General features: G+C 64.0%; 18 protein-coding genes. 8 read left to right on the top strand and 10 right to left on the bottom strand.

Translation table 11 applies throughout. The features are described from left to right. From SFHG_RS10785 to SFHG_RS06950, 3 genes are all read left to right on the top strand, one after another. Positions 1-421, top strand: a 421-nt coding sequence (locus SFHG_RS10785; protein ID WP_202898143.1) for a hypothetical protein, incomplete at its 5' end; no start/stop codon positions are given. Positions 422-763: 342 nt separating this feature from the next. Further along, positions 764-1,597, top strand: a complete 834-nt coding sequence (locus SFHG_RS06955; RefSeq protein ID WP_081468994.1) for an ABC transporter ATP-binding protein — start codon at positions 764-766, stop codon at positions 1,595-1,597. Between the two features lie 10 nt (positions 1,598-1,607). After that, complete coding sequence (locus SFHG_RS06950; protein WP_042435621.1) at positions 1,608-3,920, top strand: ABC transporter permease; 2,313 nt, start codon at positions 1,608-1,610, stop codon at positions 3,918-3,920. Positions 3,921-4,090: 170 nt separating this feature from the next. Here the strand turns inward: SFHG_RS06950 and SFHG_RS06945 are convergent, their stop codons facing one another. Beyond that, a complete protein-coding gene (locus tag SFHG_RS06945; RefSeq protein ID WP_202898142.1) occupies positions 4,091-5,626 on the bottom strand; it encodes an MFS transporter in 1,536 nt (511 codons plus the stop codon). 872 nt (positions 5,627-6,498) lie between these two features. Here SFHG_RS06945 and SFHG_RS06940 point away from each other — a divergent pair. Together SFHG_RS06940 and SFHG_RS06935 are read left to right on the top strand one after the other, a co-directional pair. Next, a complete protein-coding gene (locus SFHG_RS06940; protein ID WP_202898141.1) occupies positions 6,499-7,371 on the top strand; it encodes an SDR family oxidoreductase in 873 nt (290 codons plus the stop codon). Between the two features lie 9 nt (positions 7,372-7,380). Beyond that, positions 7,381-8,721: a dicarboxylate/amino acid:cation symporter gene (locus SFHG_RS06935; protein ID WP_202898140.1), complete on the top strand. Its 1,341-nt coding sequence runs from the start codon at positions 7,381-7,383 to the stop codon at positions 8,719-8,721. A gap of 331 nt (positions 8,722-9,052) precedes the next feature. Here SFHG_RS06935 and feoB read toward each other — a convergent pair whose 3' ends face one another. The 8 genes from feoB to SFHG_RS06890 form a co-directional block, all read right to left on the bottom strand. Then, positions 9,053-11,689, bottom strand: a complete 2,637-nt coding sequence (gene feoB / locus SFHG_RS06930) for a ferrous iron transport protein B (protein WP_238318299.1) — start codon at positions 11,687-11,689, stop codon at positions 9,053-9,055. A 240-nt stretch (positions 11,690-11,929) separates the two neighbouring features. After that, positions 11,930-13,132, bottom strand: a complete 1,203-nt coding sequence (locus SFHG_RS10125; protein ID WP_052297848.1) for a 4Fe-4S binding protein — start codon at positions 13,130-13,132, stop codon at positions 11,930-11,932. A 3-nt stretch (positions 13,133-13,135) separates the two neighbouring features. Continuing rightward, entirely contained in the window at positions 13,136-13,735 is a 600-nt protein-coding gene (locus tag SFHG_RS11130) for a 4Fe-4S dicluster domain-containing protein (protein WP_042435618.1), read from the bottom strand. A gap of 146 nt (positions 13,736-13,881) precedes the next feature. Then, a complete protein-coding gene (locus SFHG_RS10780; protein ID WP_042435615.1) occupies positions 13,882-14,625 on the bottom strand; it encodes a TorD/DmsD family molecular chaperone in 744 nt (247 codons plus the stop codon). A gap of 260 nt (positions 14,626-14,885) precedes the next feature. Beyond that, positions 14,886-15,692: a DmsC/YnfH family molybdoenzyme membrane anchor subunit gene (locus SFHG_RS06905; RefSeq protein ID WP_042435613.1), complete on the bottom strand. Its 807-nt coding sequence runs from the start codon at positions 15,690-15,692 to the stop codon at positions 14,886-14,888. 3 nt (positions 15,693-15,695) lie between these two features. Continuing rightward, positions 15,696-16,331: a 4Fe-4S dicluster domain-containing protein gene (locus SFHG_RS06900; RefSeq protein ID WP_042435612.1), complete on the bottom strand. Its 636-nt coding sequence runs from the start codon at positions 16,329-16,331 to the stop codon at positions 15,696-15,698. Then, on the bottom strand, positions 16,328-19,378 hold the full coding sequence (locus tag SFHG_RS06895) for a molybdopterin-containing oxidoreductase family protein (RefSeq protein ID WP_148514800.1): 3,051 nt from the start codon (positions 19,376-19,378) through the stop codon (positions 16,328-16,330). The genes SFHG_RS06900 and SFHG_RS06895 overlap by 4 nt, the downstream gene beginning before the upstream one ends. A gap of 267 nt (positions 19,379-19,645) precedes the next feature. Next, on the bottom strand, positions 19,646-20,518 hold the full coding sequence (locus SFHG_RS06890) for a hypothetical protein (RefSeq protein WP_042435606.1): 873 nt from the start codon (positions 20,516-20,518) through the stop codon (positions 19,646-19,648). Positions 20,519-20,822: 304 nt separating this feature from the next. Here SFHG_RS06890 and SFHG_RS06885 point away from each other — a divergent pair, with 304 nt between their 5' ends. After that, positions 20,823-22,388 carry a helix-turn-helix transcriptional regulator gene (locus SFHG_RS06885; protein ID WP_042435603.1) on the top strand — a complete coding sequence of 522 codons (1,566 nt, stop codon included), beginning with the start codon at positions 20,823-20,825 and terminating at the stop codon, positions 22,386-22,388. A gap of 90 nt (positions 22,389-22,478) precedes the next feature. Beyond that, positions 22,479-23,429: an SPFH domain-containing protein gene (locus SFHG_RS06880; RefSeq protein WP_042435600.1), complete on the top strand. Its 951-nt coding sequence runs from the start codon at positions 22,479-22,481 to the stop codon at positions 23,427-23,429. 729 nt (positions 23,430-24,158) lie between these two features. On the opposite strand, the gene SFHG_RS10120 is transcribed toward SFHG_RS06880, so the two are convergent. Next, positions 24,159-24,689, bottom strand: coding sequence for a TetR family transcriptional regulator (locus SFHG_RS10120; RefSeq protein ID WP_052297847.1), 531 nt, complete (start codon positions 24,687-24,689; stop codon positions 24,159-24,161). Positions 24,690-24,864: 175 nt separating this feature from the next. Between SFHG_RS10120 and SFHG_RS06870 the strand changes: the two genes are divergently transcribed. After that, a partial coding sequence (locus SFHG_RS06870; protein ID WP_238318298.1) for a TrmO family methyltransferase domain-containing protein occupies positions 24,865-25,057 on the top strand: 193 nt, incomplete at its 3' end.

Here is a 25,057-nt window from a genome sequence, read left to right as displayed (position 1 = left end):
CGTGCAGGTTGCGGGGGCGCAGGCGGCTGGCGTGCAGGCGGTGGCGGCTGGCGTGCCGCAGGCTGTCGCGGCGACGCAGGCGCAGGTGCAGCAGGCTGCTGCGGCTCAGCAGGCTGCTGCCGCGCCGCAGGCGGGGGCGCCGGCCGAGGCGAATGTCGCCGTGCGCGGGGCCCATGCGCCCAAGACGCCAATGGCGAACGCACCGAGCGAAGCAGCTGCTGCCGGAAATCCGACGCCCGATCGCAGTACCGCCGCCGGCAACGCCAATCGTCAGGCTTCCGCACCAGCGCGCCTGTTTGTTCCCGAGGTGTACGACACCGCACCTATTTCGTGGACCGCAGGCGGCACCGTTGGCATCGCCCAGCCCGAGCCCGAAGCGCCGGAGCCCGCCAGCGAAGAGGGCAAAGGCAGCAACGAGTAACCCACGCGATTTCGCGCTCTTTGAGGGGCTCGCAGAACAACGGTTCTGCGAGCCCCTTTTCTCTTCCTCTCCAAAACGTTTTCGGACACTTGGGGACGTAGCACCAGGCGTCCGAGTCCGAAGCTTGCCTTCTTGAGACAGCAAGCAGAAAAGCACATATCCCCCATTCATCCTGTTGCAAGGGAATCGAGCAGGACTCTGACACTTAGTGCTACGTCCCCAAGTGTCTTGTAACCTGTGGTGAACTTGTGGTATATAGTTTTCCTTGGAAAACTATATTGCGGTCCCTCGCGGGTGCGACCGGCGCTCGAGAGGCTCCCGCATACCGCGAAGGAGCGCGACATGGGAAAGAACCCCGCAACCGCAACCAGCACCGCCGATCTCGACTCGCACGCAACCGAAGCAGGCCCTGCTGCAGCTAGCACACCTAGGGCGACATCCACCAGCCACGCCGCCGACGCCGCTTCCTCCCCTGCGCCTTACCTGCAGGTTCGCGATTTGTGCAAGCATTACGGCGAAGGCGAGGCGCGCGCTACGGTGCTGCACGACGTCACCGCCACGGTGAACAAAGGCGAGATTTGTGTGCTGCTCGGCCCGTCGGGCAGCGGCAAATCGACGTTTTTGAACCTGGTGGGCGGCCTGGAGGCAATCGATAGCGGCTCGATCAACGTGGGCGGCACGGAGCTTACCAGCCTGACGCCCAAGCAGCTCGGCGAGTACCGCCGCGACAAGCTCGGCTTCGTCTTCCAGTTCTACAACCTGGTGCCCGACCTGACCATCCGCGAGAACATCGAGGTCACGGCCCATCTTTCCGCAAACCCCCTTCCCGTGGACGATTTGCTGCGCTCGCTTGGACTCTACGAGCATCGCGCGAAGTTTCCCCGCCAGGTTTCGGGCGGCCAGCAGCAGCGCTGCGCCATCGGCCGCGCGCTGGTGAAGAATCCCGGGCTTTTGCTGTGCGACGAGCCCACCGGCGCACTGGATTACCAGACGTCGAAGGAGATCCTGGAGCTGATGGAGAACGTGAACCGCGATTACGGGTGCACCGTGGTCATAGTCACGCACAACGACGCGATCAAGCACATGGCGCACCGCGTGCTGCGCCTGCGCGACGGCAAGCTGGCCGAGGACACGGCGAACGTCGAGCGCATGGCCGCGCGCGACCTGACCTGGTAGGAGGCGCGCCATGGCATCGCCTTTGCGCAAGCGCTTCCCGCGCGAGCTGAAGAACAATCTGGGGAAATATCTGGGCATCTTCCTGCTGATGTCCGTGACTATCGCGCTGACATCGGGCTTTTTGCTGGCAGCGCATTCCATCGGCGTCATTATCGATGACATGCCCGAGAAGTACTCGATCGAGGACGCGCGCTTCACCACCGCCTTCGAAGCCACCGACGAGCAGCTGAACGCCGCCGTCGACGCGGCGCACGACGCCGGAGCGGGCAGCGCGGACATCTTCCGCAACTGGTCCTTCGACGCTGATTTCAACCACGCGAAAGGAGACGACGGCCGCGACCGCACGCTGCGCGTCTATCAGCATCGCACCCAGGTTGACCTGGCCGCATACGCCGAAGGCCGTGTACCCGAGGCAGCCGACGAGGTGGCTGTAGACCGCGTGTTCGCCACGAACAACGGCATAACCGTCGGCGAGGAGGTGGAGCTGTTCGGCCAGCGCTTCACCGTGTGCGGCATCATGACGACCTCGGACAACCAGGCCCTGTTCCAGAACAACTCCGATTTCACGGTGAACACGCTCACGTTCGGCGTGGCCGAGGTTTCCGAAAGCGGTTTCGCGGCGCTTGAGGCAACCGGGCACCAGCCGGCGTACACGTACTCGGTGCGTTTCGTCGACCGTGACCTTACCGTGGCACAGCGCACCGATGCCGAAAAGGACATGATGCGCGCGCTTTCCGATGCCGGGGCGACCGTGGACGACCTGACCGATTCGAGCGCCAACCAGGGAATCGGCTACGCCGCCGACGACGTTTCAGGCGACTCTACCATGTGGAGCGTTCTGCTGTACATGATCATCGTCATCATGGCGTTCGTGTTCGTGGTGCTGACGTCGGGCACCATCGAGGAGGAAAGCGCAATAATCGGCACGCTGCTGGCCAGCGGTTATCGTCGCCGCGAGCTGGTGACGCACTACCTGGCGCTGCCCGCGGCGGTGGGCATCGCAGCCGCCGTAGTAGGCAACGTGGCCGGTTACACCCTGATGAGCGAGCCGATGCGCAACCTGTATTACGGCAGCTACAGCCTGCCGCCCTACTACGCCACCTGGAGCTGGGGCGTGTTCGCGCAAACCACCGTGCTGCCCGTGGCGACGCTTGTGGGCATCACGTTATTGGGGCTTTTGCGGAAGATGGGTCACACCCCGCTGGAGTTTTTGCGCCACGAAACCAGCAAAGGCGGCGTGAAGCGCGGTTTTGCCCTGCCCGAGCGCCTGAGCTTCCCCGCACGTTTCCGCATGAGGGTGTTCTTGCGCAACCTGGGCAACTTCGCCACGCTGTTCGTCGGCATCGGGTTCGCCAGCATGCTGCTGCTGTTCTCGCTGGCCATTTTGCCGACCATGACGCACTATGCCGAGAACCTGCACAACAACGTGGTCGCCGAGCATATGTACACGCTGAAGGCCCCGCTGGAGATTGATAACGCGCAGGCGGAGAAGTATGCCGTGTATTCGCTGGAGTACGATCGCGGCGAGGGGTCGGGCACGGAGACGATCACCGTATACGGCGTGCCCGAGGATTCGCGCTATTGGAACGACCTTGCCGTAGGCGACGGGCACGTGGCGTTCGGCAACGGGCTGATCGACAAGTTCGGTTTCGCCGACGGGCAAACCATCAGCTTGTACGACAAGTACGAGGACGAAACGCGCAAGGTCGCCTACGAGGGCGACGCGTACACCTGGGGCACGAAGTCCGACATGGCCGTGTACATGAGCCTTGACGATTTCAACCGCTTCTTCGGAAACGACGCCGGGTATTTCAACGGCTATGCCTCCGATCAGGCGCTTGACCTGGACGCGCGCTACCTTGCCAGCGACTTGACGCCCGAGAGCATGGACGCCATCGGCGAGCAGTTCGTCGGCATGATGGACGACATGATCGGCATGCTGGTGGGGCTTTCCGTGTTCATCTTCCTGGTGTTCATGTACCTGCTGACGAAATCGGTGATCGACCGGTCGGCGCGCGCGATCAGCTACATGAAGGTGTTCGGCTACCGCGATTCCGAGATCAGCCGCCTGTATGTGCGCTCCATCACGCTGACGGTGGCGGTGTCGCTGGTGGTGTGCCAGCCCCTGATCATCGGCGGGCTGACGCTGCTCTTCCGCGCCATGCTGCTGGCGTATAACGGCAACATCGAGATCTACGTGCCCATGATGGCCATCGCGGAGGTCATCGCCATCGGGTTCGCCACCTACCTGGCGGTGGCGCTGCTGCACATCCGTCGCATCAAGCGCGTGCCCCTGGCCCTGGCGCTGAAGGTGCAGGAGTAGACGAACGCCCCTGCGAGCCGAAGAGGCTTGCAGGGGCGTTCGTCGTTTCGGGCGTTTTTGCGGGATCGCAATTCGCCGTTTTCGCTTCCACGGTTCGCAGGTTCGCGCTTTTGCGGGGTCGCAATTCGCGCGTTTCCGCGATTCCGCGGGTTTTGCTGCGCCGCCTTCCCTTACTGCTCGAAGTCGACGTCCTTGCTTTCGCGGAAGAAGGCCAACGCCGCCAGAGCGATCAGGGCCATGCCGCCCAGGTACCAGCCGAGCGACTGGATGCCGAAGTTCATGACCAGGGCCGATGCGATGGTCGGGGCGAACGCACCGCCGGTGATGGCGGCCAGGTTGTAGCTCAGGCCGGCTCCGGAATAACGCACCTTCGCGGGGAACAGCTCGGGCAGGTAGCTGCCGCAGGGACCGAAGATCGTGCCCATGCAGGCAAAGCCGACGCACAGGAACACCATCACGGACAGCACGCTATGAGCTGCCAGCAGCATGGGCGCCACCAGGGCGAACAGCACGGTGCACACGTTGCCGACCACCAGGACGGGCTTGCGGCCGCGCTTGTCGGCGGTCAGGCAGCCGACCAGGATGAACCCGGCGAAGAAGAACACCGAGATCATCTGCATGCCCAGGTACTGCTGCTGCGTGAAGCCCAGCGTGGACACGCCGTAGGACAGCGACCAGGTGCCCAGCACGTAAAACAGCGTGTAGGTGATGCTCATCGTGCAGGTGCCGAGCACAAGTCGGCGCCAATGATGGGCCAGGTCACGCAGCGGGGTCTTCGTGGTGCGGTGCTCGGCGGCGGCTTTCTGGTAGACGGGCGTCTCACTCATGCGCATGCGCACGACCAGGCCGACGATCACGAGCAGGCACGACAGCAGGAACGGGACGCGCCAGCCCCAGGCGAGCATCGCGTCGGCGGGAAGCAGAGTGTCGAGCAGCAGGTTCACGCCGTACGCGCAGAAGAACCCGATGGGCGCACCGAGGTTCGGGAAGCTGCCGAACAGCGCGCGCTTATCGGCCGGGGCGTTCTCGGTTGCCACCAGCGCGGCACCGGACCACTCGCCGGCAAGGCCCAGGCCCTGGCAGGCGCGGCAGACGCACAGCAGCACCACGGCCGCAGGGCCGAGCACGTCGTATCCAGGCAGCAGGCCGACGCAAAACGTTGCGGTACCCATGAGCATCAGGGCTGCGACCAGGGTTTTCTTACGACCGAGGCGGTCGCCAAAGTGGCCGAACAACAGGCTGCCGAACGGGCGGGCAAGAAAGCTCACCGCAAAGGTGACGAAAGCCAGCAGCGTGGCAAGCACCGGGTCGGACTTGGCAACGTCGGTGAAGAAGATGAGGCCGAAGTAGCTTGCGGCGGCGATGGAATAGCAGTAGTTGTCGTAGAACTCGATGGCGGTGCCGACCATGGATGCGACCATGACTTCAAGGGTGGAGTCGCGCTTGACCTGCGGCTTTGCGGCAACCGCCGCCGAGGACGCGACGCCGGCAGCCGCAGCGGCAGTTGCGGGGGTCTGGCCGACGGCCAGCTTGACGGACGCGGAGCCCGCAGGTGCGGGTGCGGAAGCCGCCGAGGCGCCCGCAAAAGCCGGCTTCACGCCAAGCTGCGGCATGCTTGCGAAGGGTTTTGCGCCGCGCGTCTGCGCGTTCGCCCCCCGCGCCTTCCCCTTACCGAACAGGGGCTTTCGCTGTTGCTGATCGTTCATTTGCTTTGCCTTTCCTTTCCTGCCACGTTGCCGGTTGGCGGCGCGGCACGCGCGATCGATGACCGGCCCCGCAAGCGAACGTTGCTTGGGAAAAACGGAAAGGCTTAGGCAAAAGACCAGGTGGGAAAGCCATAAGACGGAAGGCGAAACACATCAGGCAAAATGCCGGCGCCGCAGGACACGGCGCAAAAAAGCCGGAGGCCGTTTTTCTCAAACAGCCTCCGGCTTGAAGAACCATCAGCTGCCCGTTTAGGGTTCGGGCAGCTGAAATGCAACCCGGACCCTACATAATGGAGCTGATAATTCGGATATCCAGATTGGTGCAGGTCATCATATTTCCTAACGTTTGCGGGCCGCGGCGAAACCGCCGAGCCCAATCTTGTGCGCCGAAACGACGCGGTTTGCGAAGCGCAAAAGCACCCGCCCGAACGCCCGTTGCGTTCGATGGGCCTATATTCGCACTCCGCCAGCAAACGTCAACCCAGACCCGGCCCATCGTCACAGAGTCTTGACATTTCCGACTACGTGGGTGGGGTTTGGCTTCGCGGGCGGTCCTGACGATTTGGGCTGACGCTCAAATGCGCTTCGAGGTCCTCCAACTCGCGCGGTTCTTCGACTCGCGGACGCGCCTAATCGCGGGCCCCGCCGGACTGCGCTTCGAGGCCCGGCGCCTTGGGTCCGTCCCCTAAGTATCCCCCTCGCCCCTCTTCGCTAGCTGATTCTTTTTCCGAGCGGTTCGATTGCAATTTACTGGGAAACGGCTGCTGCGCCGGAGCTTCGGGAGCGGTAAAATAGGCAAGCTAACCACTTACCCCTTGCGCGACGCTCCTTCCGCAGGCGCCGCGCGCAGCACATCCGGAAGGAGGCGCCCTATGAAAATGGGTCCTCAGGACACCGTGTGGATCACCGGCGCGGCGGGGCGAATGGGCCAGGCAATCGAGCATTTCCTGGACCACAGCCGCTACAAGGTCATGACCAGCGACATCGAGATCGACGTGTCGAACCTGCACGAGGTGTTGAACTTCGCCGAGTCGTACCGACCCGACTTCGTCATCAACTGCGCGGCGCTGGCCAGCCGCACCGAGGCCGACGAGAATCCCGACAAGGCCTACAAGGTCAACGCCCTTGGCGCGCGCAACCTGGCCATCGCCAGCAACAACGTCGGCGCCACCATGGTGCACCTGTCCACCGACGACCTGTTCCCCGAGAATGCGGACCGCGCGTTCAACGAGTTCGACACCACGAACCCGCCGCACGTGTACGGCAAGTCCAAGCAGGCCGGCGAGCGCTTCGTCAACGAGCTGAACCAGCACCACATCATCGTGCGCTCCAGCTGGGTCTACACCGCCCGCCCCGACGACCTGCTCGGCCGCGCGCTGCTGGCAAGCGCCCAGGGTAAAACGGTGCCCGTGCCCGCGAACCAGTTCGCCTGCCCTACGTCGGTGGACACGTTCGCCAAGTTCGTCATTGCCGCCATGGAGTCCGACGAGTTCGGCACGTTCCATGCCGCCTGCACGGGCGTGACCAGCCGTTTCGAGTTCTTCGAGCGCGCCTTCGTGCTGGCCGGCCAGCCTACCGGCAACCTGCGCGGCACCGCCAACCCCTGGCAGGGCTACCGCATCGAGCTTGACGACATGATGGCCCGTCTCACCGGCGTCTACGAGTTCCCCACCTGGGAAGACGACCTTGCGGCGTTCGCCGCCGAACACAACCTTGCCGCGCTGGCCCGCGGCGCGCAGGAATAGGAGGGGCACGTGTCTACCGAGATCAACATGGGCGAAAAGCCCAAGCGCCTGCATATCGGCCTTACGGGGTCCATCCTCATCGCGCTGGGCCTGGGCCTTTTGTGCGGCGTCATCTTCCATTACCTGGTGCCCGCGGGCACGGTGCGCGACGACGTGTTCGTCAACGGTATCTTCTACGTGGTAGGCCAGGGCTTCATCCGCCTGATGCAGATGCTCGTGGTGCCGCTGGTGTTCTGCTCCATCGTGTGCGGCGCGTCGTCCATCGGCGACACGAAAACGCTCGGCACCATCGGCCTGAAGACGCTGGTGTTCTACCTGTGCACCACCGCGCTGGCCGTCACCGTGGCGCTGAGCATCGGCAACCTGATCAACCCCGGCCGCGGCGTGGACATGTCCAGCATGGTGGCGTCCGACACCTCCACCCTGTCGGGCAGCGCCAACACCGACGTGTCGTTCACCGACACCCTGCTCAACATCATCCCGAAGAATCCCATTCAAGCGCTGGCCTCAGGCGATATGCTTGCCATCATCTTCTTCGCGCTGTTCGTGGGCATCATCCTGTCCACCATGGGCCGCAAGGTCGAAGTGGTGCACCGCTTCTTCGAGCAGTTCAATGACATCATGATGAAGATGACCTCCATGGTCATGTACGTAGCCCCCATCGGCGTGTTCTGCCTGCTGGCGCGCACGTTCGCCAACATCGGCTTCGACGCGTTCCTTCCCATGGTGAAGTACATGCTGGGCGTTTTGCTGGCGCTTGCCGTGCAGTGCCTGGTGGTGTACATGGTGCTGCTGACGGTGTTCGCGCGCATCAACCCGATCAAGTTCCTGAAGAAGTTCGTGTCGGTGATGATGTTCGCGTTCTCCACCGCAACGTCGAACGCCACCATCCCGCTGAACATCGAGACGCTGGAGAAGAAGATGGGCGTCGACCGCCGCATCTCGTCGTTCACCATCCCGCTGGGCGCCACCATCAACATGGACGGCACCTCCATCATGCAGGGCGTGGCCGTGGTGTTCACCGCACAGTTGTTCGGCGTGCAGCTGGGACCGGTGGAGTACGCCACCGTCATCGCCACCGCCACGCTGGCGTCGATCGGCACCGCGGGCGTCCCGTCGGTGGGCCTGATCACGCTGTCGATGGTGTTCAACTCCGTCGGCTTGCCGCTTGAGGGCATCGCGCTGATCATGGGCATCGACCGTATCCTGGACATGACGCGCACCGCCGTGAACATCACCGGCGACGCCGTGTGCACCACCATTGTGGCCAAGCGCGCCGGGCGCATGGACACCGACGTGTTCAACGACCCGAACGCCGGCCGCGAGCTGGACGACGTGAAGGCCGCATAGCAGGCGGTTTGCTGTTCAGCTGAGTTTGCCTCGTATGCGAAATCGCCCTGCTTCCATTGGAGGCGGGGCAATTTTTTATGATTTGAAGCAGTTAGGAGCATGGGGAACTCGCCAGACTAAAGTTCTGGGCGGTTTTGCAGCCGAGAAGCCCGATTTTTCACGCTATCTTTGAGTTCTGGGGGGTTATTTAGCCGTTTGTTCGTGTTTCTCGAGAAATAACCGCCCAGAACTCCGAAACCATGGCAAAACCAGCGCCTTCTAGCTGCAAAACCATCCAGAACTCGGTACCCCTTTGAGAGAAGGCGCCAGCAGCCCAACTAACTTCCCTGCCCTAATGGCAGCAGCCGCTGGAGTTCTTGCAGTTGGCGGGGCAGGTTTTGCAGCCCACCTTCAGCTCGCCGTCGGTGCGCTGTCGCTTCAGGTACACGCCGATGCCCACCGCGATCACCACGGCCGCGACCAAACCCGGCAGGCTGAACGCGTTCGCAATCCCGCCCGTGACCAGCGAGCCCGCAAGATACACCGCGAACGAGACCACCCAGGCGATGCCGCACTGCAAAAGCACCATCTCGAGCGCCGCGCGTGCGCCGCCCTGCTCGCTGCGCACCGTGGCGATTGCCGCCACGCACGGCGTGTACAGCAGCACAAACGCCAGAAACGCCATGGCCGCCACCGGCGTGAACAACATGGTCAGGTCCACGCCCTCGCCCATGACCTGCGTCAACGTGGATACCACGCTCTCCTTCGCCATGAAGCCCGTCATGAGGGCCGTTGCCGCGCGCCAATCGCCGAAGCCCAGCGGCGCGAACAGCGGGGCGATCAGCCCGCCGATGCCCGCGAGCAGGCTGGCGTCGACGTCGTCGACCACGTTCAGGCGCGCGTCGAACGTCTGCAAAAACCAGATGACCACGCACGCGGCCAGCACCACGGTGAACGCCTTCTTCACGAAGCCCTTCGCCTTGTCCCACACCAGGCGCGCCACGCTTTTCGCGGCGGGCAGGCGGTAGTTCGGCAGCTCCATCACGAACGGCACGGGCTGGCCGCGGAAACGCGCGCGTTTGAGCACGGCCGCGAACGAGATGCCCACCGCCACGCCGAACGCATACAGGCCGATCATGACCACCGGTTGCAGCGCACGCGGGAAGAACGCGCCTACGAGCAGGGCATATATAGGCAGCTTCGCGCTACAGCTCATGAACGGCACCAGCATAGTGGTCATTTTGCGGTCGCGTTCGCTCGACAACGTTCGCGTGGCCATGATCGAGGGCACCGAGCAGCCGAAGCCCATGAGCAGCGGCACGATGGAGCGCCCGGACAGGCCGATTTTGCGCATGGGGCGGTCCATAACGAACGCCACGCGCGCCATGTAGCCCGAGTCCTCAAGGATGGACAGGAAGAAGAACAGCGTGACGATGGTGGGCAAAAACCCGATGACCGCGCCCACGCCGGCGCCGACGCCGTCGACCAGCAGCGATTGCGCCACGGGGTTGAGGCCCCACGCCTCGCAGCCGGCGGCCAGCGCCTCGAGGGCTATGTCGACGCCTGCGCTCACCAGGTCGGAAAGCGCGGCGCCCACGACGCTGAACGTAAGCACGAACACCGCGGCCATGATGGCGAAAAAGCACGGGATGCCGGTAAAACGCCCGGTCAGAAGCTTGTCGACGGAAACGCTGCGCTTGTGCTCGCGGCTTTCGCGCGGGCGCACCACGGTGTTGGCGCACAGGTTCGCCAGGAAGGCGAAGCGCATGTTGGCGAGCGCCGCCTCGGCGTCCATGCCGGCGTCGGCCTCCATGGCGGCGGTCAGCTCGCGCACCGACGAGACGGCGGATTCCGGCAGGTCGAGCTTGCGGGCGATCAGCTCGTCGCCTTCGACCATCTTCGTAGCGGCGAAACGCGCGGGGACGGACGCCTGCCCGGCATACGGCTCGATGATGTGCGCCGTGGCGTGGATGCAGCGATGCACCGCGCCAAGCGGGTCATGCTCTTGCGCGCTTGAGGGGCAGAAATCGATGCGCCCGGGCGCCTCGTCGAAGCGCGCCACGTGCAGGGCGTGGTCGACCAGCTCGTCGACGCCCTCGTTCTTCGCCGCCGAAATAGGCACCACGGGAATGCCCAGTTCAGCCTCGAGTTCGTTCACGCGAACGGTGCCGCCGTTGGCCTCGACCTCGTCCATCATGTTGAGCGCCAGCACCATGGGGATGCCCAGCTCCATGATCTGCATGGTCAGGTACAGGTTGCGCTCGATGTTGGTGCCGTCGACGATGTTGATGATGCCGTCGGGCTTCTCGTCGAGCAGGAAGTCGCGCGTGACGATCTCCTCGTTGGAATACGGCGACAACGAGTACACGCCCGGCAGGTCGGTGACGGTGGCCTCGGCGTGCCCGCGGATGGCGCCGTCCTTGCGATCGACCGTGACGCCCGGGAAGTTGCCGACGTGCTGGTTCGCGCCCGTGAGCTGGTTGAACAGCGTGGTCTTACCGCAGTTCTGGTTGCCCACCAGCGCGAAGGTGAGCGGTCCGGTCTTCGCAGCGGCGCGGCGCGCGTGAGCGCGGTAGGCCTCCTCGGCCGGACCGAACTCGCCGAGGCCGGGGTGCGGCAGCGGGGGGCGATCGGCGCGAGCTGCGAACGCGACGGCGCCGGCTGCCTGCGAGCGCGCAGCGTCGGCGCCGGCCGGGGCATCGGAGCGATCCTGCAGGTCGAGCGCCCGGACGTGCACGTTGTCGGCCTCGCTCAGGCGCAGCGTCAGCTCGTAGCCGCGCACCGTCACCTGGATCGGATCGCCCATGGGAGCCGCCTTCTGCAGCGTCACCTCCGCATTGGGCGTGAGCCCCATATCCAGTAAATGACGGCGAACGGAGCCTTCGCCGTGCACAGCCTCGACCACGCCCGCCTGTCCGCGCGCAAGTTCGCTCAGCAGCATGTATTCCCCCAAATCAACGCGGCGCTTTCCCATCTGGCGACCGCGCATGTTTCTCTCGTCTGCCTTCCATGATAAGCCGCCGCGCGAAGCAGGCCCACGCAAGGTAACGTTTCCACGGAACCGACGAAAGCGGAGGGAGGGCGGGGGCGCGCATGCATAGGAGATGGATGCGGGGAGGCTCGCTACGCAAGGGGGCGGAGGGTTATCGCCCGAACGCAGAAGCGCTTCGGGTACAAAGCCGGGGGGCCGGCATCGCAGTGCGAATGCCGGCCCCCCGGGAACACTTGCCTACTTCAGCAGCTTGATGCTGATGGCCTTGGCCGGGCAGGCCTCCACGCACTTGCCGCATTTCGAGCACTCGGGGATGCGGCCCGAGTGCGGGTCGAGCTGCTCGGGGCACGCATCGACGCACGCGTGGCAATCCACGCCGCGACTGCGCAGGCAGGCGTCGGTCTTGACGCGCGGGCGAAGCGTGATGTTGAGGTTCGACAGCAAGCTGACCAGGGCGGATATGGGGCAGATCTTGCTGCACCACTTGCGCAGCACGGTGACCTCAAGGATCAGGATGACCGGGAAGATGACGAGCGCCCAAGAGGGCTCGTTGAACTGCACCAGGTTCCAAAGCCCGATGATGGTCGCGAACGTCAAGCCGACCGGGCAAATCAGACAAAACACCGGGAAGCCGAACACGGCCGCGGAGGCCAGCGTTCCCACCAGCACCGCGTGACGGCTATCAAGCTGCACGCCATCGCGCTTGCCGCCAACCGGAGCGAGCGCCTTCGCACACACCGATGCACCCGCGCAAGCCGCACACGCGGAGGGCACGCAGGCGGCCTGCTTCCCCGCGGGTTCAGTGTTGTTGCTGCCAAAAATTGCGCGAGTGTGTGCAGAATCGAGCGGGAGGGTCTCGCAACCGCCCGCAGGCTCCTTAGCGGCGCATTCCGAAGTTGCAGTTGTTACACCATGTGCATCGTTCGCGTATTCGCCCCCTGCTACCGACACGCACTCGCGCGTTTTTTGGCAGCTGGCACCCGAAGCCGTCCCAATTTGGGGCTCGCAGGCTTCGGCCACGCCGGCAGTCGACGACTTTGCCCGAGCGAAACCCGCATCTGAGTCGTCGCAAGAAGCCGGGGCGTCGTGCCCGGCGCCGCCCTTTGCCGCGCCGCGCTTTTTCGGGCGGAAGAACTTCTGCAGCCACGGGACGGGGCACATCCAGGCGCAAAACGCTTTGCCCACCAGGGCAATCAGCACCACAACCAGAACGAACAGCAACAGCGGGTGCAGCATGACGCTCTTTGCGCCCACCATGGTCTCGAGCGCGCCCAGCGGGCAAATCGCCGAGATCTGCTGGATGCCAAACGCCGAGGGCGTGCCGATTCCCACGCGGAAAGCCATGCCCGCCAGGACGAACGCCACGCACGCGAACGCAACCCAACCGCGCGCCGTACGGAAGCGGGACTTTTTTGGCGCGCTGTTCTTCTTGTCGCTCATCGCCTACGCCTCCTTCCCTGCTGCGCGCACGTTGATGCCGCGGTCGGTGCCGCCGGCGAACGCGAGGTAGCTGTTCGACGGGCATGCGTTCTCGCATGCGCCGCATCCGTTGCATTTCGCCTGGTCGACGACGGGTCGATTCGCGTCGTCAAGCGCGATGGCCCCATACGGGCATGCGTCGACGCACACCTGACAACCGCCTTGCAACCACGCGATGCAGCGTTCGCGGTCCACGACCGCGATGCCGATGACCTGCGCCGGATCGTGCGCGCCCGCGATCGAACCCGCCGGGCACACGTCCTCGCAGACCCCGCAAAAGTCGCATACGCCGCGATGAAAATCCATGATGGGCGTCCGCCAGTTGAGCACGCCGTCCTCCAGGACGCCCGTGCGCAGGCAACGCTGTGGGCAAGCCGTTTCGCAGCGGTTGCACTTCAAGCAGGTGGCGCGAAAATGCGCCTCGTCCTGTGCGCCGGGAGGGCGCAAAAGCCCTCGACCCTCACCTTCAAGCGCGTACGCCACGCCGCCGACCGCAAACATGCTAGCCACCGCCCCGGCGCCGACCAGCACCCCGCGACGCGTGATGCTCGGCTGATCGCCCATAAGCCTATCCTTTCTCGTCTTACAGCCGCACCCCCTCGGCCTCTTTCCGCAGCTTGCCCTGACGCGAACAGGGCGAAGCGATCGCAGCCAGACCGCGCAAGCGCATCCACCTCGACCACTTTTCGTCGACCATCAGGCGAAACGCGCTATGCAGCCTGCTTGTCCGCCAGGTCTTGCAGCGCCTCGAGCTCGTCGGCGATCACCTCGGTCTCCATGTGCACGAACCCGCGCGTCACCTTCGCAACCCCTCGATAGAAACGGGTCTCGGCCACATCGAGCACGGCATCGCATAGATCGTCGATCCAGTTGAGCTGATGCAACCGGTGAAAATCGGAGACCGTTTCGGCAAGCGCCTGAGCGCGCGCAAAATCACCCGACAAGAGCGCAGCATTCGTGCGCTCGATGACCGTCGCCAGGAACTCGAACTCGAACGACACATGGTCCTCGGGCACATGCAAATCGGCCTGCGGCTGGATGCCCTGCTCGCAATACATCTTGTAGACCTCGTCGCGCGCCTCCTGCATCATGAGCCCAAGCTGGCTGGTGAACACGCTTTCAAACGGCGTGGCGGCGAACGTCTCGTAATTCCCCGCCGCCAAGAACGTGTGCGCATAATCGCAGGCCAGCGCCTGACGCGTGCCGGAATTCACATGGCGAAGATAGCGGCGCATGTCGTTATAGCCCTGGGCGATGAGATCGTCATCGCCGTCCATTCCGGCGAAATCCATACCCGCCAGATGCTCGACCTGCTCCTGCGTCAACTCGCGGAAGAACAGCTCGCCCAACATGCGATAGTACGCCGCACGCCCGGCATTCACCTCTATGAGCTGGGAAATCAGCTGATCGCGCTCTTCCTGTTGCTGCGTCTGCACCGCGTTTCCGTCGGTCATGATCGCCCCTTTCTGCCGAAGCGCCCGCTTGTCTTCAGACGCTCGCTTCCATTGTTCCCCTGCGCGGCCGGACAAGCCGGGCACAGGGGCCGAGTATCGATTTTCGTTAGCTGCATCGCGGACGCGACCTATGTCCGCGCTCGATGCGCTCGCGGTTCGCATTCGCCGGGGGAAGGGAGGGAGGTGGGAAAAGCGAATACGAACCGCGAATGCATCGCGAGTCGGCCGGGGAAGGGCATCCCCCTCCCCCGGCCTTGCGCTTACAGCACGTTCAGGAACAGGTTCGCGATCGGGACCGTGATCAGCCACATGATGCAGCGGTAGGACACCGCGCCTACGAATGCGCAGGCCAGCGAGCCGCCGGCCATGGCCATCAGGCTCTCGGGCTTCTTGCCGAGCAGCGCGCCGCATGCGGCCGGCACCACGCCGGCGCCCAGCACGGCCACGACCAGCAGCGCCCACTGCACGCCGTCGGCGGGACCCGCCCACAGCACGTAGGCGGCAGCGCCCACCGCGGCCAGCACACCGCCGACCAGCAACGCGCGACCGTACGGCGCCACGTCGGCGCCCTTCGCCTTCGCCGCCACAACCACCAGGTAGGCGGCGATGCCCTCGGGCACCGCGGTCAGCAGGTAGCCCAGCGGCAGCAGCTGGCTGCACCAGTTCGGACGCGCCTCCATCAGGTACGACTCGCCCGCCATGAAGCTCAGCAGCACGCCGAACACCGCGCCGATGACGGCGACGGCCTTGCGGGCGCCAGCGCCGGCCTCGCGCTTGAACAGCACCAGGTACACCACCACGCACACGCACAGGCAGCCCACCAGCAACGCCTCGGTGAAGATGCCCGACGTCGGGTGGCTTAGCGCGCCCATGATGCGATCGGGGTGCGACAGGTGCGTCACGGAAGCAAGACCGCCCACAATCGCGATCGCCAGCGCCGCCACAGCCGCGGGAAACGCCGCGGCCTTCGCACGGCCGAGGAACTCATCGACGGCGACGCACGCGAACATGCAGCCGCCCATGCCGGTCAGAGCCGTGAACAAAACCAGGGACCATTGGATCTCCATGCCTTACGCCTCCTTCGCGAACCACGCGGCGTCCTGCGCGTCGGACGCCGGCTTGATGGCGTCCACGTCATGCCACGTGGCGATCTTGTCGGACAGGATGTAGCGCGTCAGCGGCTTGTTGCCGGCGTCGTGCAGGGTGTGCAGGCTTGCCGGGTCGGCGGCCGCCACGGCCTTGGACACGTCGGAGTTCGGGTCGTCCAGGTCGCCATAGAAGCGGGCGTTCGCGCAGCAGGCGGCCACGCACGCGGGCTCCTGGCCGGCGCTGGTCAGCTGACCGCACAGCGTGCACTTCTCGACCGCCTTCTCCTTGGCGTTCCACGAACGAACGCCATAAGGGCAGGCCATCATGCAGTACTTGCAGCCGATGCACTTCTCCTTGTCCACCAGCACCTTGCCGTCGGCGTCGCGATAGCTCGCGCCGGTCGGGCACACGTGCACGCAGGGTGCGTCCTCGCACTGCTGGCACTGCACGGGCAGCCAGTACTGCTCCAAGTCGGGGAAGGTCCCGTGCGGGCCGATCTGCAGCACGCGGTTCCAGTACTCGCCCAAGGCGATGCCGTTCTCGTTCTTGCAGGCCACCTCGCACGCGTGGCAGCCGATGCATTTATCCAGGTCAACAACTAAGCAATTGCGGCTCATTTGGTGTAAAACGCTCCTCCCGTGTTTTCCGTGGGCTCAGGCATCCAGGGTTCGAAGTCGGTCGGCTCGTACCAGATGCCCTCCGGGCGCTGCGCCTTGGCAACCTTGACGTGGATGCCGCGCAGGGTGTAGGTGCCGAACTCGGGGTTGAAATAGCCCGTGTTCTTCGTCAGCACGTTCATGTTCTCCGTGGTCCAGGACTTGCGGCCGTCGGAGCCGTCCTCCAAGAACTCGGGGTTCCAGAAGCGCTCCATGTAGACGGTGCCCTCCGCGATGCCCTTCGTCACGCGCGCCACGGCGAAGATGCCGTCCTTGACGACGCTCTGACCGTTAGCCGTCAGCTCCTCGCCGGGGGCGAACTCGCTGGGGCCGAACTTCGCGTCCTTGCCGCCGGCCATGACCGTGTCGGTGGACAGGCCCGTGGTGATGTCGCGGAACACGTCCTTGCCGTCGGTACGCGGGCTCTTGATGTTCACCCAGTCGCCGTCGACGATGCCGTACTTGCTAGCGTTCTCCGGCGAGATCCACAGCTCGGGCGCCGGGTACAGCTCGCGCAGGTAGGGGTTGTTGCGCAGCGTGCCGTGATGGAAGTACGGGATGCGGCCCTCGGTCAGACGCAGCGGGTACTCGTCGCCATATTCGCTCTGGTCCTCGGGCGTGAAGTAGTACGGCATGGGGTTGTAGTCCACAACCGCGGCGGGCATGTCGAACTTCTCGTTGCCGTGACGGCCCAGGTAGAGCATGGTGTCGGCGTACGGACCGCACTTCTTCGGGTTGTCCTTGATGTCGCGGGCGGCCGTGGAGAAGCCGGTGTAGGTGACCTTGCCGTCGTCGGCGCTGGCGCCTTCCATGCCCGGGTCCACCTTGCCGGCAACACCGGAACCGGCGTTGACCTGGCAGTATCCGTCATACGTGGTGCCGCCCCAGTACTCGTCGTCTTCCGCCCACTTCACGGGGAAGGCATCCATGGCCTGCTCCATGGTGGTGACGGATTTGTCGCCGCCCTGCTGGGCGACCCAGTCCCAGTACTCGTTGATGGTCTTCCAGTACGCGGGCACCATGGGGCTGCCGATCTTCTCGTCGTCCATGCACGCCTCCATGTTGACGTCATAGAGCTCAGAGTTCGGGTCGGACATGGCCTCGGCGATCTTGCCCCACATCATGATCTCGTCGGCGGCCTCGAACAGGTTCGTCACCGGCTTGCGCATGAGGTTGACGTTCAGGCGGTTCTGCGCGAACGCGTTCTCCAGCCACTCGCACACGGGGAACACGATGTCGGCGGCCTCGGTGGTGAAGCTGGTCGGGTACATGTAGCCGTGCACGATCAGGTCGAACTTCGGGAACGCGTCGACCCACGAGCTTGCGTTGCCCAGCGCGGCCATCTTGTTGCCGGAACGCTCGATCCACACCTTCGGCTGGTACGGCTCGCCGGTGAGCACGGCGGAGAGCACCGTGGGGATGTGGGAGTGCATCCAGCCGCCCAGGCCCTTGTGCTCGCAGTAGCCGAGGCGCTCGAGGATGGCGTCGTTGGTCTGGAACTCGTACTTCGTCTCCCCGATGAAGCCGGAGGGGAAGATGGTGGACTCGCAGCTGGTCAGGCCCTTCGAGCCCTGGCCGCCGACCTTGTTGGCCGGGCAGCCGGGGTGCCACAGGTGCGCGGTCATGCAGTCCAGCGCCGCGGCGCCGATGGCGGCCTGCGCCGAACCCGGGTACATGTCGGTTGCCACGCCCAGGGAGATGCCGCCGTGAGCGCTCGAGCAGTACAGCTCGATGGCCTCGATGATCTTCTCCTTCTTGCAGCCGGTGATCTCGGCCACGGTATCCAGGTCGAAGTCGGCGCAGCGGTCCTTGTAGGCCTCGAACGCGGTCTTGCACGTGATGGTGGAGCCGTCCTTGAGCTTCACGTCCACGGTGCCGAACATCTGCGGGTGGTACGTGCCGTCGTTGTCCGGACCCAGGGCGAACGCCTTCGTGACCTCGCCCTTCTCGGTGTCGAAGTAGACGTAGCCCTCGTTGGTGGCATCGACGTCGTCGAACACGGCGGAGGCGCGCAGCAGCTGGCCGTCCTTGGTGATGTCCTCGGCGACCGGCGGCAGGCTGACGTTGTCGCGCGGGTCGACGAGGAACGGGAGGTTGGTCCACTGCTCGCAGAAGGTCTCGTAGCCGGGGATCTTCTCGTAGAGCTTGTTCTCGATGATGTAGTGCATCCAGCCGAGCATCATGGCCATGTCGGTGCCGGGCTTGATGGGCAGCCACACGTCGGCCTTGGAAGCGTCGGCGGTGAAGCGCGGGTCCACGACGACGGTCTTACAGCCGTTCTCGCGCAGCTCGGCCACGCAGCGGCCGGAGGTGGAAGGCGAGTGCCACGCCGGGCCGGTGCCCCAGATGACGTAGACTTCCGTCAGCCCACCGTACTTGGCCGGCTTGTACAGCTCCGAGCAGCCGGAGTCGGCGATCGAGGTATCGCCGATGCCGTTGACCAGCGGCATGGTGAAGTTACGCGGCAGGTAGCACTGCGCGCAGCCGGGCTCGAACACGTTGCCGGCACCCCAGAAGTTGCGGAAACGCGGCGGGCTGAAGAACTGCGGGTTGCCACCGCCGCCGGTGGTGCACAGAAGACCGTGCTTGCCGGTCTTGTCGCGCATGTCGATCATGTGCTGGGCCACGGTTTTCGCCGCCTCATCCCAGCTGATGCGCTCCCACTGGTTGCCGGGCTTGGCGCCCACGCGCTTCATGGGGTATTTGTTGCGATTGGGGTGATACAACGCCTGGATGCCCGACAGGCCCTTCGGGCACATGCGACCCTTCGACATCGGGTCGATGGAATCGCCCCTCAGCTTGATGACGCGGCCATTGCTCACCGTGGCGATGACGCCGCAGTTGGCGATACAGGCTCGGCAGGACGTGCGAACCTCGTGCACGTCGTTGTCGGCCCATGCCTTGTCGCTCGGTGCCATGTTGTGAGCGGCGCCCAGCCCCAGCGCGCCAACCGCGCCGGTGACCGCTGCCGTCTTCATGAACGAGCGACGTGTCATAGTCGTAGACAAAGCTTCCTCCTCCTTTTGATCCTTGCTTACTCGTCTATTGCGATAGGCAGCGGGTTTCTCCTGCTGCCATATTGCTTTTCGGGTGGGAACGTGAACGGGGGCGAACAGGGGACGGAGGTGTGTTCACGTTGACCCCATCGGGTGAACGCGAATCGCATCCGTGAACACACCTCCGTCCCCTGTTCACGTAGGGAGCCGCGAGCCGATTGGCAGACGAGCGGGAGTTCCCAGCACGCCCGCAACCTGCCGCTTCGCCGGCGGATGCGGTTATGCAGTCGCCTGCTCGCGCTTGTGGGCTTGCAGCATGCGCTTGCCCGCGTCGGTTGCAACCCAGGCGCCGCGCCATACGAGCGCGCCGGCTTTGTCAAGCTTGTCGACGTAGAAATCGGGCGAAAGCTTGTGATGGTCGGCCACGATGTCTTGCGACAGGCCGGGAACGTTCTTGAAGAGCGCCTCGATTTCCGGAAATTTGCGCGGCTGCATGCAAAAATCGAGCACGGCGAAATAGGTGTCGCGGCGATGCGGGCGCAGGGAGAGCTGCGCTTCGATGCGGCGCTCGGGCGCCAGCAGACGCACGGTTTCGACGCCGGCGTCGGTGGTCTGAATGCGGTACGTGGAAATCAGGTCGTCGGCTTCGTCTTCGGAAAGGTTCGCCAGCTGCTTGTCGGCGATGGGGCTGCCTTCGCTATCGAGCGGCGTTTGCGCAAGGCCGCCGGCGTCGACGAGCATCTGGATCATGGCGAACGGCGTCTGCATGATATGGCTGTAGACGAACTCATCGGTTTGGGCGATAAAATCCTCGACCTCGGTGAACTCATGGGGTTGCTGGCAGAACGCCAGCGTCTTGTACAAGGCCTCGCGCAGCGCGTTCTGGGAACCGACGCACATGACCACCATGTTCACGCGATCGGCGAACGTGGGCTCATCAGGAAGCTCGTATTCGGCATCCGCAGCCGCGCCCTGCGCAATGGCAGCGGGATCGACGGCAGCAGCGCCCGCGCCCGAGGCGATGGTGGGCTTGCGATCGCCGAAGCTGTCGGCCTCAGGCTCGCGAACATCCATCAGATAGCCGCCTTCCGCATACTTCTCATAGCTCGACGGAACCTCGAACCTCGGCAGCGGCTTGTTCTTGATATTCATGATGACCCCCTCGTCTCGGAACGGTCACCACCTTACGTTTTCCGCAAAACCCCAGCTACGTCACTAGTTAACGATGTTGATACCGCTGTATGGTCACTTGTTAACTAGTCGAATATGGACGTAGGGGTTTAGAATAGGTAGACGAAGAAGGGGACACGTGAACAAGGGACGGAGGTGTGTTCACGGCGGAATCTCGGGTTCCCAAGGGCCTAACACGTGAACACACCTCCGTCCCCTGTTCGCCCGGTGGCGTCACGCCTTCTTCCGGTCAATAACACGAAAGCCAATCGGGAATCGGGGGGATATGGCAATTCGCGAACAGGACGACACGACGCAGAACCAGCGCACACAAGGAAAAGCGACCGCGAGCGTTTCCGAGCGATTCTCGACGGCGCTTGCGTCCATCGACCGACAGGCGCCCAGCTTGACGTATCTGGGCCTGGGCTGCTGGATCGCGTGGAACACCATCGCGTTCTCCGGATCGTTCTGGCTGCACGAGACCGACAACAGCAACATCACCGAGAACCTCATGCTCGTGCACCTGCTGGCATGCTTCATCACGCTGTCGCTCGTCGCGCTGTTCGCCGACCGCTTCTCCAAATGGGTCGCGAAGAACCGGACCACGTTCATCGGCGGCCTTGTGGCAGCTGTGGGCACACTCCTCATCTGCAACGCGCGTAGCGAAGTGCTGGGCGCAGCCGTCCCCCACTCCGCGCTCACTGTGCTGTTCAACTCCGGCTGCGTGCTCTCAGGCATCGGCACCACCATGCTGTTCGTACGCGCCGCCGCCCTGTTCGGCACGCTGCCGCCCCACCGCGCGCTCTACCGGCTGGCCGAATGCACGCTATTTTCGATTGCCATCTACTTCGTGTTGAACGGCTGCCCACAGCCGATCGCCGTTGCGGCTTTCATCGCGCTGCCCGTGATAGGCGCCTCGCTGTTCTGCATACGCCGAAAAGATCTGCGCGGCGAAAAACAGGTGCTCGCCACCCCGGTGAAACTGACGCAAAGGTTCTGGGTGCTGCTCGCCTCCATCGGCCTGTGCTCCACAGCACTTGAGCTGATCCGCGCATATGTGCTGATCAGCGTGCCACCGACGTTCGCCATCGGCGCAAACGTGGTTTCCCAGCTTATCGAGGTCCCCCTCATGATCGCCATCATGGCCGCCGTGCTGCTCGCAAAATCCCGTCGCGACGGGTTCGCCAAGATGTATTCCGTTGCCGCCTGCGCGCTTACGGTGCTTATCGTGTGCATCGCCATGTTCTCCTTAAACACGCCTGCTGTGGCGTCGGGCGCCTGGGTGGTGTGCACGTGCTACAACATGGTGGTGTGGGCCATGCTGTATTACCTGGTATATCAGTGGCGCGGCGGCGCGTTGCGCATCGTAGCGTTCGGCAATGCGGCGTTGTCGGGCGGCACGCTTGTGGCAAGTCTTTTGGCCATGGCGTACCAAGCGTCGCATATCTCGGAAAGCGTGATGAAGGTCATCATCGCCCTGATCGGTGTGGCCGTGCTCATCGACGTGCTGTTCGTCTTCTCCGAGAAGCAGATCAACGGCATGCTGCTGCCCGTGGACGAAGGCGGCGCGGACTCGGCAGACGATGCTTCGGGCATCGGCGCAGCCAGGCAGCCAGGCAGATGGAAGCTTGCCTGCGAGGAGGTCGCACGCGCCGCGGGCCTGTCCGCCCGTGAAACCGAGGTGTTCCTTGGCCTAGCGCGTGGCCGAACCGCCCAGGAAATCGCGGACCGCGAGGTGGTGTCGATCTACACCATCCGAGCCCACACCCGCAGCATCTACGCCAAACTGGACGTGCACAGCAAGAAAGAGCTCGCAGCGCTCGTGCAAAAGCAGGTTGACCAAGCAGGATAAAGCATTCGCGGACGGAGCGTGCGCCATTTTTTACGTTGTCGGCTACCCCTATCCGGTAAAATCAGCTCATCCCAGCAGAAAGGAAGCACCATGATCGTACTTACCCTGCTCATCCTGTTCATCATCGCGGCCGTCGGGTCCGCGGCCCTTGGCTCGCCGATGCTGTTCGTCGTGCGGCAGCAGGAGGCGTCCATCATCGAGCGTCTCGGCAAGTTCAACCGTATCGTGCAGCCGGGCCTTCACTTCCTGATTCCGATCATCGAGCGCCGCGCCGCCGAGGTCAACCTGCGCACGCAAGAGGCGCGCTACTCGCTCAACGGCAAGACAAAGGACAACGTGACCATCGGCACGGCGGTCTCGGTCCAGTTCCGCGTCGACCAGATGCCCGCCCAGACCGTCGAGCAGTCGGGCGTTTACCGCAGCTACTACATCCTGAGCAACCCCATCGACCAGATGGAAAGCTACATCGCCGACGCGCTGCGCTCGGCCATCCCCGGCTACACGCTCGACGAGGTGTTCGACAACAAGGACCTCATCGCGCAAAACGTGAAGGATTCCGTGACGGAGCTCATGGCGGGCTACGGCTACGACATCATCACCACGCTCATCACCGACATCGAGCTGCCGAAGGACGTCGAGCGCTCCATGAACGCGATCAACTCGGCGCAGCGCGACCAGGAGGCGGCGAAGGCGCTTGCCGAGGCCGAGCGCACCAAGACCGTCGTGGCGGCGCGCGCCCAGGCAGAGGCCATGGAGCAGACGGGCATCGGCATCGCGAACCAGCGCAAGGCCATCGCCGACGGCATCGCCGCATCGCTTGACGTGATCAAGTCCTCCGGCGTGTCGGCCAAGGAAGCGAACGACCTGTTCACGTACACCCAGTGGGTGGAGATGATGGGGTCATTCGCCGAATCCGGCAAGGCCTCGACCATCCTGCTCCCGTCAGGCTTCGAGGGTTCCTCCTCGATCCTGCCGGACATCCTCGCAGCGCAGGTGGCCCAGCAGAAGCCCAAGGACGAAAGCAACCCGTTCGAGGCTTAGCCCCGGGCCCGGCCTTGATCTGCCCAAGGGTCACCGGGATGCATGTGCGCCACAAGAGAATCGTCACCAAACAAGAAGGGGCTGGTCCCGGAACGCTTCCGGGACCAGCCCCTAGCAGGTTTAAGCCTTTATCGCAGCCGCCCCGGTCTTGCACCAAGCATCGGTTCGGTGCCAGCGCCTCGGCTCGGAGCCGGCGTGGGCGAGGTCATGCCATGACCTTGCGGAACGGATCGACCTGGGCGTGGTCGGCTTCGCAAGACTACAGGCCACAGGCTCGATGGGTGCTGCTTTTCGAGGGCATTACGCTTGGCAAAATGCCGCAGGATGGACAAAAACCGAGCATTGCGCTGATAAGGCACGAGTCAGGGCAGGATCCGGCTTCAGATGCGGCGAAACCTATCCCGAACCCGCATCTGCTGCCAAACTTTGCTCGGACGATCAAACGCACCATCCCGCCATTGCACATCTCTCGCCTTTTTGGCCACGAACACAGCAGATAGCCCGAAAGAGCCACGCCTTGCGCCCGGCAACGCGAACGCGGAAGCGCAAACAGGGGACGGAGGTGTGTTCACGGCAATGCGGCGCGCTCTCAAGATGCCAACGCAAACGCGCCTTTGTCCCCTGCTCCCTTGAGCGGCAGCAAGCATCCGCGACGGACGGAACGCGCACGAACGACAAGCGCCTGCGGCAACGCGAACACGCGACAACGGCATGCGCCCGAGCGGCCAGCTACTCGAAATACCTTGCGGCCCCTACGGGGATGCACTGGCGGATAAGGCCTACCAACTCGGTATCCTCGAAGTCCATGCCCTGGTCGAACCAGTGGCGCGTGCAACCTGCGCAGCCTTTCGAGAAAAAGTCCAGGCAAAACCCCGTTTCCCCCTCATCGAGCACGCCATGCACGCGCACGCGGGCACCGAACGCGTCGCACAGCGCACGATGCATCACGCGATACAGGCTGTTCACGTCCTGGGAGGTAAAGGCGTTGCGCAGAAACGTCTTGCGCTGATGGCACAGCTGGAGGAACTCGATATAGCACTCGTCGAAGGGCGCAAGCGTCCCCATTCGTTTGAAGGGAGCAGCGAACATGTCGCGGAAACAGTATTCCATCAGGTGATACTTGTCGGAAAAGTGGTGGTAGAACGTCTGCTTGCTCACGCCGGCCGCGGAGGCGATCTCGGCGACGCGTACCTGGTCGAGCGGCTTGCATTCCATCAGGCCCGTGAGCGCATCCGCCAACAGCCGCTTCGAATCCGCCATGAAAGCCTCCTTCGCCGAGCGCGGCGCCGGACGCCGCATTTGATACTTTCATAGTAGTAAATGCCGGCGGATTCCAACGTAAATGCCGCAGAACCTTCGGCGAGCGGCGCGGCAGGGGGCAGCACGCCGCGATACAATAGCGCGCATGAAACCTATCGCTCACATACATACCGATTTGCCGCAGAAGTTCGGCATCCCCCGCAACAGCTTCCTTGCCCCGCATCTGCAAGGACGCATCGTGTTCGAACCGGAATACGCGCTGAACAGCGCCGTTGCCGGGATCGACAGCTTCTCACACCTGTGGCTGCTGTGGCGTTTCGAGAACGGCGAACCCGGCGGAGGCGCCGCCGACGTCGCCGGCGCGCGAG

Origin of the sequence: Senegalimassilia anaerobia JC110 (genome assembly GCF_000236865.1) — a bacterium.
GTDB classification, from domain to species: Bacteria; Actinomycetota; Coriobacteriia; order Coriobacteriales; family Eggerthellaceae; genus Senegalimassilia; species Senegalimassilia anaerobia.
Note: the sequence above shows the minus strand (reverse complement) of the source record. Positions and strands in the feature narration are given on the sequence as shown.